The sequence below is a fragment of the Streptomyces sp. NPDC001093 genome, from assembly GCF_040298985.1.
In the GTDB taxonomy this organism is placed as follows: Bacteria; Actinomycetota; Actinomycetes; order Streptomycetales; family Streptomycetaceae; genus Streptomyces.
Genome location: NZ_JBEPBF010000198.1, coordinates 1 through 12,501 on the forward strand (window position 1 = coordinate 1; position 12,501 = coordinate 12,501).

The window sequence follows — 12,501 nt, forward strand, 5'->3', positions numbered from 1 at the left end:
GGTCGTAGATCTTTCCGCCCTGTTCGCGCAGCCTGAGCCCCTCGGCGAGGAACAGGAAGTCGAACTTGGCGCGTTCGGCCGTCCGCGCGAAGTGCACGAAGGAGCTGAACTCGATGTGGCTGCCGGCGGCCGGGTCGCTCCACACGGTGGTGTTGTTGACGCCGGGGAAGTGCGCGGCCAGATGGATCTGCTTCAGCGGCTTGCTCATGGTGGTGTGGTCCTTCGGCTCAGGCCGTGGCGGCTGCGGCGTAGCGATTGGCGGGGCGGGGCAGGCCCAGCAGGCCGCGCAGGGTGTCGGCTTCGTAGGCGGTGCGGAAGGCGCCCCGGCGCTGGAGTTCGGGGACCAGGCCCTTGACGATGGCGGGCAGGTCGTGGCCCGCGACCGCGGGGCGCAGTCGGAAGCCGCTCAGGCCCGCCTCCGCCAACTCCTGGAGCAAGTCGGCGAGTTGGAGGGACGTACCGGTGAAGATGCGCGCGTCGCTCGTGTACGGCTCGCCCGCGAGGGCGTCGAGCCGTGCGCGTCGGTCCTCGGCGGCGCCCTGGTCGTCGTCGAGGAAGACCAGCAAGTCACCGAAAATGTGCAGGAGTTCGCCGGAACGCCCGGCCGCCGCCTGCTCGGCACGGATCTCGGCGACGATCGCGCGGGCCTGGTCGGTGTGGTGCGGGGTGACGTAGCCGACGTCGGCTTGCTGGGCGACCAGCCGGTACGGGACGGTCTGGTGGGCGAGGGAGGTGACCAGCGGCTGGCCCTGCGGCGGGCGCGGGGTGATGGACGGGCCCTTGACGCTGAAGTGCTTGCCCTCGAAGTCGATGTAGTGCAGCTTGTCGCGGTCGACGAAGCGGCCGGTGGCGACGTCGCGGATCTCGGCGTCGTCCTCCCAGCTGTCCCAGAGCCGACGCACCACCTCGATGTAGTCGGCGGCCTCGTCGAACAGATCGGTGAGGCGCTCCTGTCCGGCCGGCGCCTGCAACTCCTCGAGGTTGATCGGCGGGAAGGTGCGGCGGCCGAAATGGTCGGCCTCGTGCGGGCGGGCGGAGACCTGCACCCGGAGGCCCGCACGGCCGGTGCTGACGTAGTCGAGGGTGGCGATGGCCTTGGAGATGTGGAAGGGCTCCGTGTGGGTGGCGATCACCGTCGGCACCAGGCCGATGTGCCGGGTGAGGGGAGCGATGCGGGAGGCGATCAGTACGGCGTCGAGTCGGCCGCGGACCTGGTCGGTGCGGCCGTCCAACTCGCCGTAGTGCGAGGACTGCAGGCCGAGGCCGTCCTCGAGGGTGACGAAGTCGAGCAGGCCGCGCTCGGCCTCGGCGACCAGGTCGGCCCAGTATCCGGCGGTGAACAGCTCCCGGGGCCGGGCGACTTGCTCGCGCCAGGAGGCGGGGTGCCAGCCGGTGCCCTCAAGGGCGACGGCAAGGTGCAGGTGGGATGAGGGAGTTGAGGCCACGAGGGTGCCTTCCTGGAGGTCCGTACGAGATCACCGGCCCGCGGGAAGCGGGGCGCACGGCGCTGGGGAAACGGGGTCAGGAGCTACAGAGGGAGCCGGCCACCCGCTGGAGGTCGATGTGGGGCCGGCTGTGGAGGCACACGGCACGCGGTACACGTGTCATCGCGGCCCACCTCCACATCATCGCCTTCGACAAGGACAACGGCACAGCTATGCCGTTTCTTCCAGGACGGCGGCTTCGGTCCGCCGTACGAGCGAGAAGACCGTACGGCGGCGCAGGGTGAAGCCGATCGACTCGTACAGCCGGATCGCGTTCGCGTTGTCGGCCTTGGCGTGCATGAAGGGCCGCTCGCCGCGCTCCTTGATGCCGGCCGCGACCGCGCGGACCAGGCGGGTGGCCAGACCCCGGCCGCGATGCGCCGGGTCGGTGCACACGGCGCTGATCTCGGTCCAGCCGGGTGGATGGAGGCGTTCGCCGGCCAAGGCGATCAGGCGGCCGCGGTGGCGGATGCCCAGGTAGGTGCCCATCTCGACGGTGCGGGGCAGATAGGGCCCGGGTTCGGTGCGGGCGACCAGGCCGAGGATCTCGGGCACGTCGTCGGGGCCGAGCCGTACGGCCTCGGGGTCGGGCTCCGCCCGCAGGCCGGTGTCCACGAGCTGGACGCCGTGACCGGTGCCGACCACCTCCCAGCCCTCCGGTGCCTCGGTGACGCCCCGCACCGAGGCGGTGCCGCCGGGGCCGACGAGCGCGGCAAGGTCGGCCCAGGCGCGCGGGTCGTCCTCGCCGGAGACGGCGTAGAAGGGAGCCACGTCCCGGTGATAGCGGGCAGCGTTGCCGATTCGTTCGGCGAAGTGGGCGTGGGGGCCGGTGAGCGCGGCCCAGGCGGGGTTGTCCAGGATGTGCGAGGAACTGGCGTCGAGGGTGGTGACGGACATGGTGTGGCGGTCTCCGGGGTGCGGCTCGGGGTGTCCGGCGCGAGGGGACTCCATCGCGGGGCGGCGGTGGAGTCCCCGGCACGCACTGGTCAGGAGTTGTCGAGCGGCAGGCCCGGCGGGTTCACCTCGGACTTGGCGACGGCCTCGTTGGAGAGGTTGTACGCCTTGAGCCACTCGGCGTACTGACCGTTCTTGATCAGGTAGTTGATCGCGTCGGCCAGTGGCTTGGCGAGTCCGCTGTCCCTCTTCGCCGTTGCCGCGATCAGGCCCTGCAGGCTCGCGCCCGCGCCGGAGTAGATGCCCGCTGTACGGGTGGCGTTGGGCGTGTTGGCCACCTGACGGTTGTGATACGCGAAGCCGGGGTTGGGACCGAAGGAGGCGTCGATCTTGCCGCTGTTCAGGGCGAGGTAGGTGCTGGGGCTGTCCTGGAAGTACTTGACGGTGAGCTTCTTGCCCTCCTTGGCCAGCTTGTCCTTCCACTCCAGGAGGATCTTCTCCTGGTTGGTGCCGGAGCCGACGGCGATCGTCTTGCCGGCGAGGTTCTCGTAGTTGCCGTCGAAGTTCCAGGTGCTCTTCTTCGGCACGAGGAAGGCGAGGTTGTCCTGCCGGTAGGAGGCGAACTCGTACTTCTTCTTGCGCTCCTCGGTGTCGGTGACGTTGGAGAAGGCCACGTCGACCTTGCCGCTGTCGATGCCGACGAAGAGGTTCTCCCAGGTGGAGTTCTTGACCTCGGCCTTGAGCCCGAACACCGCGGCGACCAGGCGGCCGAGGTCGGGCTCGGAGCCGGTGAGGGTCTTCTGGTCGTTGCCGACGTACGCCAGCGGCGGGAACCCGGCGGGCAGGGCACCGATGCCGATCTCCAGCTTGCCGCTCTTCTTGACGGCGGCGGGCAGTTCGGCGCTGATGGACTTGACCTCGGAGACCTTGATGGTGGTCTGGGTGGCGGCGCCGTTGGAGACACGTCCGATGACGACCTCGCCGGACTTGGCGGCTTCGGTGGTGGTGGCCGCGTCGCTGTTGCCACCGCAGGCGGCGAGCCCGGTGGCCAGGGAGGCGACGGCGGTCGCCGCGGTGATGCCGCGTATCAGGCTGCGTCGGGTGAAGTGGGTGGGCATGGCCGTTCCTTGTCGCTGAAGGTGATGAGGGTGGCGTGGGGGGGAGGTCTTGGGATGCGAGGGTCAGAGGACCTTGCTGAGGAAGTCCCTGGTCCTCACGTGCCGCGGCTTGTCGAGGACCTCGGAGGGCGGGCCCTGCTCGATGATCTTGCCGCCGTCGATGAAGACGACCCGGTCGGCGATCTCGCGGGCGAAGCCGATCTCGTGGGTGACGATGACGAGGGTGGTGCCGCTGGTCGCCAGGTCCTTGATGACGGCGAGGACTTCACCGACCAGTTCGGGATCGAGGGCGGAGGTGGGCTCGTCGAAGAGGATGACGCCGGGGCGCAGCGCGAGGGCGCGGGCGATGGCGACGCGCTGCTGCTGGCCGCCGGAGAGCTGGCGCGGGTAGGCGCCGGTCTTGTCGGCGAGGCCGACCCGGACGAGCAACTCGCGGGCCAGTTCCCGGGCTTCGGGCTTGGTGAGCTTCCCGGTCGCGACCGGGGCGGCGGCCACGTTGTCCAGCACGGTCAGATGCGGGAACAGGTTGAAGTTCTGGAAGACGAAGCCGATCCGGCCGCGCTGGGTGAGGATGGCCCGCTCGCTGAGCTCCTTGAGCCGGTCGCCCTGCCGCTTCACGCCGATCAGCTCGCCGTTGATGCTGACGTAGCCGATCTCGGGCTTCTCCAGGTGGTTGATGACCCGCAGCAGGGTGGACTTGCCGGAGCCGGAGGGGCCCAGGATGACGGTGACCTCGCCGGGGCGGACGGTCAGGTCGACGCCGTCCAGTACCCGGTGGGTGCCGTACCACTTGTGCACGTCGTGGACCTCGACGGTGGCGGCCTCGACGTCCGCCAGGGCTTCGAGCGTCTCGGCGGTCATACGGCGGCCTCCCGGCGGATACGGGCCCGCAGGCCGGAGAGACCGGTGCGGAGCTTCTGCAGCGGCGTCGGCGGCAGGCTGCGGGTGGCACCGCGGGCGTAGTGCCGCTCGACGTAGAACTGGATGACGGACACGATGCTGGTCAGGATCAGGTACCAGACGGTGACGACCAGCAGCAGCGGCACGATGTCTCCGGGGTAGGTGGCGCCCATGGTCTGCGCGGAGCCGAACAGGTCGAGCAGGGAGACGTAGAAGACCAGCGAGGTTCCCTTGATCAGGCCGATGAGCTGGTTGACGTAGTTCGGGATGATCGAGCGCAGCGCCTGCGGGAAGACGATCTTCCGGAACTGGTAGCCCTTCGGCAGGCCGAGCGCCGCGGCAGCCTCGTGCTGGCCCTGGTCGACGGAGAGGATGCCGCCGCGTACGACCTCGGCCGCGTAGGCGGCCTCGTTGAGGCTGAGGCCGACGACGGCGACGACCATGTCGGTGGCGAGTCTCGACTCGTCGAAGGAGAAGAAGGCCGGGCCGAAGGGGATGCCGACGCTCAACGTCTTGTACAGAGCGCTGAAGTTGTAGAGGAAGATCAGCACCACGATGAGCGGGATGGAGCGCAGCGCCCAGACGTAGGTCCAGCTGACCGCGCGCAGCACCGGGCTCTTCGAGAGCCGGCCCAGTGCGAGCACAATGCCGCCGACAAGGCCCAGCACCGCGCTGTAGGCGGTGACTTCGAGGGTGATCAGCAGGCCGTCGAGGATGGTGGGGCGCAGGAACCAGTAGCTCCAGCGGTCCCACTGGTAGAAGGGGTTGGTGACCAGTCCGTGCACGAACTGGGCGACCAGGACCAGCACGACCGCGGTGAGGATCCAGCGGCCTGGCCGCCGCAGCGGAAGAACCCGCTGGGCTGTGAGAGCTTTTGACGGTTCGTCGACGGTCGGCGCCTCGGCGAGGGTGACGGTGGCACCAGGGGGTTCACTCATGGTGGGCTCCGGCTGGGTGGGCACACACCCCGGAAGCACGGCGGCATGCGGCGGCGCACACGACGGCGAGGTACCGGGGCGGGGAGGGCAAGGGGGCACACCGCGGGCGCGGTGTTCGTCAGGAAGTGCGGGGGCTGCGGGGAGGTGTCAGCCCCGACAGCGGGCGCGGCCCGGTGCGGTACACAGTGCGCTGTTCACGCGGAGCAGATCGACGGCACGATCGGCGACGAGCAGGTTCGCGTACGACGGTACGCAGCCCGGGGAGCGGCGGGCGGCCGTCCTGGGAGCTGCGTACATGGTGTCACCGTCACTGTTCCGGCCCTGGGGCCTCGCGCTTACCGAAACTTCATCGGCCGGGTCGTCACCTGGGGCACCCCACCGCGGCGGGAGGGTTGCCGGTCAGCAAGCCAGGGCTTGTCGCTGACGCTCATGACCGTTCTGGGCAGTAGTTAAGGCAACGGCCCGAACATTTGTCAACGCCGGTCCACCAGGTGAACGGCCGAAGCGCGAGCCCGGAGCGACCGCGGTCACCAGCGGGGCGACGAACGGCGCGTCGGTCGGGCAGTACGCCTCGCACTGGAAGCAGGTCTGGCAGCTGTCCTGTCACGCGATCAACGGAACGCCGTCGGCACTGCGATCGAAGACGCGCGTCCGGCACACCTCGATGCACCAGTTGCAGGCGATGCAGCGGTCCGGCTCGACGATCTCGATCACACGGCTCGGCCTCCGCTCGTGACCAGCGCCCGCGACGCCGGCTCCGGACGGCTCCAGACCTCGTCGAGCCCACCGGTGAGCAGCCGATGGTGCTGGGCCGGATCCTGCGTCGGCCGGTCGGCCCGCTAGTGCATGCCGCGCGATTCGGTGCGGTGCAGTGCCGCGTGGTACATCCAGCGGCCGTGGGCCGCCATCGCGGCCGCTTCCCTGGCCCGGAAGAGTTCCTCACCGCTCGCCCCCAGCCCTTCGCGGACCGCGGACCGCGTCCCGTGCAGCGACCGCAGAGCCGGCTCGAGACGGTCGGCGTGCCGCAGGTAGTTGCGGTCGTACGGCAGGACCTCGCGCTGGACGGCGGCGACGACCTCGCCGTGACCTGCGTTCACGGCACAGGTCGGGCGGAGGCCGGCCGTCCCCACGGGTCGCAGCCCACGGTCCGGACGGACCCGCCGGGTGGCGAACTCGGCGGCGCCCCGGCCGGCCCAGCTGCCCGAGAACGCCGCCCACGCGGCGTCGTGGCTGCCGCCTCCGGTGAAGCCGCCGCAGATCAGCTCGCGGTGTCGCCGGCCGCGTACAGGCCGGGGACGTCGGTCGAGCAGTCGTGGTCGGCGATGCGCACACCGCCGTGCCGCGTACCGTGTCTTCGGCCAGCAGAGTGATCTCGAACAGGTCGGTGAAGGGGTCGATGCCCAGCCGGTCGAAGCCGAGGAAGGTGTTCGGCTGCCCCTAAGCCGTCTTCGTGGGTCTTGCGAAGGCCCTCGACCCGCAGCGCGGGCGGACTCCCGCCGCTCCGGGAAGCGGCGGGAGTCGCGAGCTCGTCAGCCATGGAACTGGTTCGCCGGGACCGGGAGCCCGTAGTGCTCACGCAGGGTCGTGCCCTCGTACTCCTCGCGGAACAGCCCCTTGCCGCGCAGGATCGGCAGCACATGCTCGACGAAGGCCGCGAGGCCCGACGGCAGGGCGGGCGCCATGATGTTGAACCCATCCGCGGCACCGCCCTCGAACCAGGCGATGATCGTGTCAGCGACCTGCTCGGGCGTCCCGATGAACTCGAAGTGACCGCGCCCGCCGCCCAGCCGGGAGATGATCTGCCGGACCGTCAGCTGCTCGCGGACCGCAAGATCGATGATCAGGTCGGAGCGGCTCTGCGAGCCTTCCAGCTTCGGCCTGGCGAGGATGAAGTCCGGCAGGCGCTCGTCGAGTTCGAAGACCGACGGCTCGGTCTCGAACACGGCGGCCAGCTGACGCAGCCCGTACTCCGGAACGCGCAGCTCGTCGAACTGCCGCGCATGCGCCCGGGCCTCCTCCTCGGTCGACCCGATGTACGGGACGATGCCGGGCAGGACGATCACACCGTCCGGGTCGCGGCCGGCGGCCCTGGTCCGCGCCTTGATGTCGGCGTAGAAGGCGGCCGCGCGCTCGTACGTCGCGTGCGCGGTGAAGATCGCCTCTGCGTGGCGGGCCGCGAAGTCCTTGCCGTCCTCGGAGGAGCCGGCCTGGACGAGCAGCGGGTAACCCTGCGGTGGACGCTCGACGTTGAGCGGGCCTGCCACCTTGAAGTACCGGCCCCGGTGGTCGAGGCGGTGCAGACGCGCGGGGTCGGCGTAGCGTCCTGTGGTCCTGTCCGCGAGGACGGCCTCGGACTCCCAGCTGTCCCACAGCGCCTTGGCGACCTTCAGGAACTCGTCGGCGCGGGCGTAGCGTTCGACGTGGCCGGGGCGGTCGTCGAGGCCGAAGTTGGCGGCCTCGTCGGCTCCGGCGGAGGTGACGATGTTCCAGCCGGCGCGGCCGCCGCTGACGTGGTCGACGGAGGCGAGCCGGCGGGCGAGGTTGTAGGGCTCGTTGTAGGTCGACGACACGGTCGCGATGAGGCCGATCCTGCTGGTCGCCTGGGACAGCGCGGTCAGCAGGGTCAGCGGTTCGAGCTGGCCCGGCGGGCGGAACTCGCCGGTGCCGATGAGTGCCGGGCCGTCCGCGAGGAACAGGGAGTCGAACTTGGCGCTCTCGGCAAGCTGCGCCAGCTCGATCCAGTGCCGCAGGTCGAAGTCCGCCCGGGAATTGCTGTGCGGGAGCCGCCACGCCGCCTCGTGGTGACCCGCCTCCATGAGGAAGGCGTTGAGATGGAGCCGACGCCGTCTCGCGCTCATGAGGTGACCTTCAGCTTGGAACTGTCGTAACCGGCCGGCAGGAGGTTGTCGGTGATCGACTCGACGTCGACCTTCTTGGTGATCTGCCCCGCCTCCAGGAAGGCGTCGGCGAGCTTCTGCTCCAGCTCGATGTCCGACTGCTCCACCGGAGTCACCCGGTTCGAGTAGGCGGCCAGGGACGCCTTGGCGTCGGCCGGCGGGATGCCCTGCTCCTTCGAGAGCGCCTGCGCGTACTGGTCGGGGTTCTTGACCGCCCAGGCGAACTCTCGCGAGAGCCTCTTCAGGACGTCCGTGAGAGCAGCACGCTTGGTCCTGTCCTTCAGCGACGTGTCACTGGCGACGTAGTAGCTGCTCGTCTGGTCGATCGGCGGGAGACCCTTCACCAGGATCCGCGCGCCGTTCTTGACCGCGATCGCGGACTGGGGGTTCCAGATCGACCAGGCGTCCACCTTGCCGGTGTTGAACGCCGTCGCGCCGGCCGCCGGGTCGAGGAAGGTCAGCTTCACGTCCTTGGGGGTGAGGCCGACGCTCTTCAGCGCGTTCAGGGCCAGGCCGTGAGCCGAACTGCCCTGCGGAACAGCGATCCTCTTGCCTTTGAGGTCGGCGGCCGTCTTCAGCTTCGAGCCCTTCGGCACGATGATGTTCTCCACCGCCTGGCCGGGCGTGAGCGAGCGGTTGACGGCGACGACCTTGAAGCCGTACTCCTTCGCGGCGCCGGTGATCGGTGGCACGTCGCCGACGCTGCCGAGGTCGATGTCGCCCGAGGCCTCGGCCTGCACGAGCGGCGGGCCGTAGGTGAACCGGGCGAACTTCACCTTGTACGGCGCGTTGTCGAACACGCCGGTGATCTTCGCCAGCTCCTGGCTGCCGTCACCGCCGTTGTCGCCGATGGTGAAGGTGTACTTGCTCCACTCGGGGTGCTTGGCGTCGCTCGCCTCGGCGGCGTTGCTCAGCGGCGCGGCGCTGTTCGAAGACGACGATCCGCAGGCGACGAGGGTGCCCGCGAGGGCGAGCGAGCCGATGGCGCCGATGAGTCTGGTGGTTCTCTTTCGCATGGTTGTCGTGCTTTCTGTGCCGGGGTGAGGGTGTTCGGGGAGGTCAGTGCTGGCCGGCGAGGCCGAGGTCTTCCAGCAGCCGTGCGCGGAGTTCCTCGCGTGCGACGCTCGCTTCCCGGTGCGCGGCGGAGAGGTGCACCTCGTGCGAGGTGCCGATGCGACCGTTGCTCATGACGACGATGCGGTCCGCCAGGGCGATCGCCTCGTCGACGTCGTGGGTGACGAGCAGCATCGCGGCGTGGTGCTTGGTCCGCAGCGCCCGTACGAGGTCGTGCATGCGCAGCCGGGTGATGGCGTCGAGGGCGGCGAACGGCTCGTCGAGCAACACGAGTTCGGGCTCGGACACCAGGGCCCGCGCGAGCGACACCCGCTGGGCCTCGCCGCCGGAAAGCTCCTTGGGCCATGCCCTCTCCCGGCCCGCGAGTCCGACCTCGGCGAGCACATCGAGGGCCCGCTGTTCCGCGTCGGGTCCGTGCAGGCCGAGGGTGACATTGCGCAACACCCGTTGCCACGGCAGCAAACGGTCGGCCTGGAAGACGATCGCACGCCGCGCCGGGACCTCCACCCGCCCTCCGTCGGGCCGGTCCAGTCCGGCGAGCAGCCGCAGCAGGGTGCTCTTGCCGCAGCCCGAGGGGCCGAGCAGGATCACCAACTCCTCGTCGGCGATGGCGAGGTCCAGGTGGTCGAGCACCACCCGGTCACCGAACCGGCGGACCACCTGCTCGACGACGACCCCGGTCTGCCGGCGAAGCTCGGTCGCTACTGCGCTGCTCATGACGCCTCATAACTGGGTCGCCACCGCAGCAGCACCCGCTCGAGAACCCGGACGAACTGGTCGGCGAGCAGGCCGAGCAGCGAGTAGATCACCAGCCCCACGAAGACCTGGTTGGTCTGCAGATAGGTCTGCCCTTGAGTGATGAGGAAGCCAAGTCCCTGGTCGGCGTTGACCGTTTCGGCGGCGACGAGGCCCAGGACGCTGTACGCGAGGGAGAACCGGAGTCCGACCAGGAACCCCGGCAGGGCTCCGGGCACCAGCACCCGCGCCACCAGGCGCCAGGTGCCCGCGCCCGTCGTGCGCGCCATCTCGATCAGGCGCTGGTCGACGCCCCTGATCGCGGCGAACAGGTTGAGATACATCGGGACGCCGGCGCCGAAGGAGATCAGCAGCACCTTCGTGAGTTCGTCGATGCCGAACCACACGATCATCAGCGGCAGCACCGCCAGCAGCGGAATCGTGTTGAGCACCTGCACGACGCCGTTGAACAGATACTCGCCGCTGCGCAGCAGCCCGCCGAGCACTCCGGTGACGATGCCCACGGTCAGACCGATCGCGAGACCGATGCCTGCCCGTTGCAGCGAGACGGCCAGGTCCGGCCCGAGGACGCCCTGTTGCCAGAGGTCGGCGGCGGACTTCACGATGGAGGTCGGCGCCGGAGCGTAGGTCTTCGACAGCACTCCGGCACGGGCGAGCACCTCCCAGGCGATGAGGATCACGACCGGAGTCGTATAGACCCCGAGGGGCCAGCGCAGGCGCTCGCGGAGTGCGCTGAGCGGCGTCCGGCGGCGGGCGTCGCGCGGCAGGAACACCTCGCGTTGCCGCGCGCTCGTCGGTTCGGCCTCCGGGCCCTTGGTGACGGCCGGGGCCGGGATGCGGACCTCGGTCATGCCGCCACCGCCAGCACGCTGCTGTAGTGCGAGGCATCGCCCACGAGCTGCTCGCTGCGGCGGCCGTCGACACCGACCGGCACCTCTCCGGCGACCGTCACGCGGTTGAGGCGGCGCGGGTGGTCGTCGTAGTTGTCCACCCCGTAGTGCTGGGTGATCCGGTTGTCGAAGATCAGCAGCTGGTTCGGGGACCAGGTCCAGCGCACGATGTTCTCCGGACGCGTCACATACGACTGGAGGAGGCGCAGCACATCGGCCGACTCGCTGCCCGACAGGCCGACGATCCGCTTGGCGAACCCGCCGATGAACAGCCCGCGTTCGCCCGTCAGCGGATGCACTCGCACGACCGGGTGCTCCGCCTCGTAGGGCGTCGACACGAAGGCTCGGTCGTACTCCTGCCGTTGTGCCGTCGTGGCCGCGGGGCGGGCGTAGTCGTACTGGTTGGTGTGCACGACGCGCAGCGAGTCCGCGAGGGCGCGCAGCGGTTCGGGCAAGTCGCGGTAGGCCGCGGCGGCGTTGGCGATGAGCGTCTCGCCGCCGTACGGCGTGGTCACGATCGACCGGAGCGTGGTGAGCTGCGGCGGGTTGACCACGAAGGTGACGTCCGTGTGCCATTCGCTGGCCTTGGACGTCTCGCTGTCGACGGCGAGCACGTTCGTCGTCCCGTCGGTGGCCGGCACGTTCGGGTGGGCGGTGGTGAGTTCGCCGAACCACCGGGCCACGCGCTCCTGGCCGGCGTTGTCGAGGTTCACGTCGTCGAAGACGATCGCCTTGTGTTCGTTGAGGGCGTCACGGAGCGCCGTGATCGTCGAGAGATCGGGAGTCGCCGTGAGGTCGACGCCCTCGACGACCGCGCCGATGCGGCCGGTGAGCTTACGGATGGACACAGGCATGAGGGGGTCCCTCCCGGACAGACGGGCACACCAAGGGGTGTTGAGGATCGGGGAGTCGGGTGAAGGGGCTGGTACTGCGCAAGACCGATCGACCACATGCGAAGCGCCGGTGGTCGGGCCGGAGGGAAAGCGCGTGGTCGCAGGACCGCTGCAGCCGCGTTCTCAGCGACCGCGTCGGCGTGCGCGCACAGGCTTCCGGCTCATACGAATGCGAGAAGAAGAAGAGGAGGCGGGAGCCCTCAGCAGGTGGATACGACGATCCCGCGGGAAGGCATCGCGGTGCGGGCGGCCTCGCACCGCCGCTGCCCGGCGCCCGCCATGGGCGCGCGCCGGCCGCTGCCGGGGACCACTTGCCGGATCAGCGACAACAAAACGCGCTGGAGACGTGCGCCAGATCGATGTGGCGCCGCCGGGTCAGGTCCACGCGCGGGTTCATGGGTCGGGAGTTCAGCAGATGTCCACCAGGTCGGTCAAGAACTTCCCGGACAGGTCTTGCATTGCGGACACGGAGAGCTTCTCCGCTTCTTTGGACACGCCCACGCGAGGGTGCCGGCTCGCGGCGCCTCAGGGGGGCCGAGGACATCGACGGCCTCACCGGGTTCCTAGGGCCTGTGTGATGTTGTGATCAGGTAGTTGCCTTCAGGAGGTCGTTGATCCAGATCATCGAGGCACGGAGGTGGAGGCCGGCGAGGTAGC

At 69.7% G+C, this 12,501-nt stretch carries 13 protein-coding genes, 1 pseudogene and 1 riboswitch; all 14 genes and pseudogenes read right to left on the minus strand.

The features are described 5' to 3' along the window. Positions 1 to 208: pseudogene (locus ABT288_RS46835) on the minus strand (F420-dependent methylene-tetrahydromethanopterin reductase); the annotation flags it as partial. A 19-nt stretch (positions 209 to 227) separates the two neighbouring features. Beyond that, positions 228 to 1,445 (minus strand): LLM class flavin-dependent oxidoreductase, encoded by a 1,218-nt coding sequence (locus tag ABT288_RS46840; protein WP_351622293.1) that lies wholly within the window; start codon positions 1,443 to 1,445, stop codon positions 228 to 230. A 76-nt stretch (positions 1,446 to 1,521) separates the two neighbouring features. Continuing rightward, a complete protein-coding gene (locus ABT288_RS46845; protein WP_351622325.1) occupies positions 1,522 to 1,629 on the minus strand; it encodes a putative leader peptide in 108 nt (35 codons plus the stop codon). Between the two features lie 26 nt (positions 1,630 to 1,655). Then, complete coding sequence (locus tag ABT288_RS46850) at positions 1,656 to 2,381, minus strand: GNAT family N-acetyltransferase (RefSeq protein WP_351622294.1); 726 nt, start codon at positions 2,379 to 2,381, stop codon at positions 1,656 to 1,658. Between the two features lie 89 nt (positions 2,382 to 2,470). Further along, positions 2,471 to 3,496, minus strand: a complete 1,026-nt coding sequence (locus ABT288_RS46855; protein ID WP_351622296.1) for a transporter substrate-binding domain-containing protein — start codon at positions 3,494 to 3,496, stop codon at positions 2,471 to 2,473. A gap of 63 nt (positions 3,497 to 3,559) precedes the next feature. Next, on the minus strand, positions 3,560 to 4,357 hold the full coding sequence (locus ABT288_RS46860) for an amino acid ABC transporter ATP-binding protein (RefSeq protein WP_351622299.1): 798 nt from the start codon (positions 4,355 to 4,357) through the stop codon (positions 3,560 to 3,562). Further along, complete coding sequence (locus ABT288_RS46865) at positions 4,354 to 5,334, minus strand: amino acid ABC transporter permease (protein ID WP_351622301.1); 981 nt, start codon at positions 5,332 to 5,334, stop codon at positions 4,354 to 4,356. The genes ABT288_RS46860 and ABT288_RS46865 overlap by 4 nt, the downstream gene beginning before the upstream one ends. 326 nt (positions 5,335 to 5,660) lie before the next feature. After that, a riboswitch (SAM riboswitch) is annotated at positions 5,661 to 5,769 on the minus strand. A gap of 168 nt (positions 5,770 to 5,937) precedes the next feature. Continuing rightward, entirely contained in the window at positions 5,938 to 6,048 is a 111-nt protein-coding gene (locus ABT288_RS46870; protein ID WP_351622304.1) for a 4Fe-4S binding protein, read from the minus strand. Between the two features lie 125 nt (positions 6,049 to 6,173). Continuing rightward, on the minus strand, positions 6,174 to 6,431 hold the full coding sequence (locus ABT288_RS46875; RefSeq protein WP_351622307.1) for a hypothetical protein: 258 nt from the start codon (positions 6,429 to 6,431) through the stop codon (positions 6,174 to 6,176). A gap of 432 nt (positions 6,432 to 6,863) precedes the next feature. Next, complete coding sequence (locus tag ABT288_RS46880) at positions 6,864 to 8,192, minus strand: LLM class flavin-dependent oxidoreductase (RefSeq protein ID WP_351622310.1); 1,329 nt, start codon at positions 8,190 to 8,192, stop codon at positions 6,864 to 6,866. Then, complete coding sequence (locus tag ABT288_RS46885) at positions 8,189 to 9,247, minus strand: aliphatic sulfonate ABC transporter substrate-binding protein (protein WP_351622313.1); 1,059 nt, start codon at positions 9,245 to 9,247, stop codon at positions 8,189 to 8,191. The genes ABT288_RS46880 and ABT288_RS46885 overlap by 4 nt, the downstream gene beginning before the upstream one ends. A gap of 43 nt (positions 9,248 to 9,290) precedes the next feature. Further along, a complete protein-coding gene (locus ABT288_RS46890; RefSeq protein WP_351622316.1) occupies positions 9,291 to 10,022 on the minus strand; it encodes an ABC transporter ATP-binding protein in 732 nt (243 codons plus the stop codon). Then, entirely contained in the window at positions 10,019 to 10,912 is an 894-nt protein-coding gene (locus tag ABT288_RS46895; protein WP_351622319.1) for an ABC transporter permease, read from the minus strand. The genes ABT288_RS46890 and ABT288_RS46895 overlap by 4 nt, the downstream gene beginning before the upstream one ends. Next, complete coding sequence (locus ABT288_RS46900; RefSeq protein WP_351622322.1) at positions 10,909 to 11,805, minus strand: TauD/TfdA dioxygenase family protein; 897 nt, start codon at positions 11,803 to 11,805, stop codon at positions 10,909 to 10,911. The genes ABT288_RS46895 and ABT288_RS46900 overlap by 4 nt, the downstream gene beginning before the upstream one ends. Positions 11,806 to 12,501 lie beyond the last annotated feature (696 nt).

Coding starts and splice junctions, on each gene's coding strand:
- ABT288_RS46845 (WP_351622325.1), bottom strand. CDS start 1,629: ATGATGTGGAGGTGGGCCGCGATGACACGTGTACCGCGTGCCGTGTGC.
- ABT288_RS46850 (WP_351622294.1), bottom strand. CDS start 2,381: ATGTCCGTCACCACCCTCGACGCCAGTTCCTCGCACATCCTGGACAAC.
- ABT288_RS46860 (WP_351622299.1), bottom strand. CDS start 4,357: ATGACCGCCGAGACGCTCGAAGCCCTGGCGGACGTCGAGGCCGCCACC.
- ABT288_RS46900 (WP_351622322.1), bottom strand. CDS start 11,805: ATGCCTGTGTCCATCCGTAAGCTCACCGGCCGCATCGGCGCGGTCGTC.
- ABT288_RS46895 (WP_351622319.1), bottom strand. CDS start 10,912: ATGACCGAGGTCCGCATCCCGGCCCCGGCCGTCACCAAGGGCCCGGAG.
- ABT288_RS46885 (WP_351622313.1), bottom strand. CDS start 9,247: ATGCGAAAGAGAACCACCAGACTCATCGGCGCCATCGGCTCGCTCGCC.
- ABT288_RS46865 (WP_351622301.1), bottom strand. CDS start 5,334: ATGAGTGAACCCCCTGGTGCCACCGTCACCCTCGCCGAGGCGCCGACC.
- ABT288_RS46880 (WP_351622310.1), bottom strand. CDS start 8,192: ATGAGCGCGAGACGGCGTCGGCTCCATCTCAACGCCTTCCTCATGGAG.
- ABT288_RS46890 (WP_351622316.1), bottom strand. CDS start 10,022: ATGAGCAGCGCAGTAGCGACCGAGCTTCGCCGGCAGACCGGGGTCGTC.
- ABT288_RS46855 (WP_351622296.1), bottom strand. CDS start 3,496: ATGCCCACCCACTTCACCCGACGCAGCCTGATACGCGGCATCACCGCG.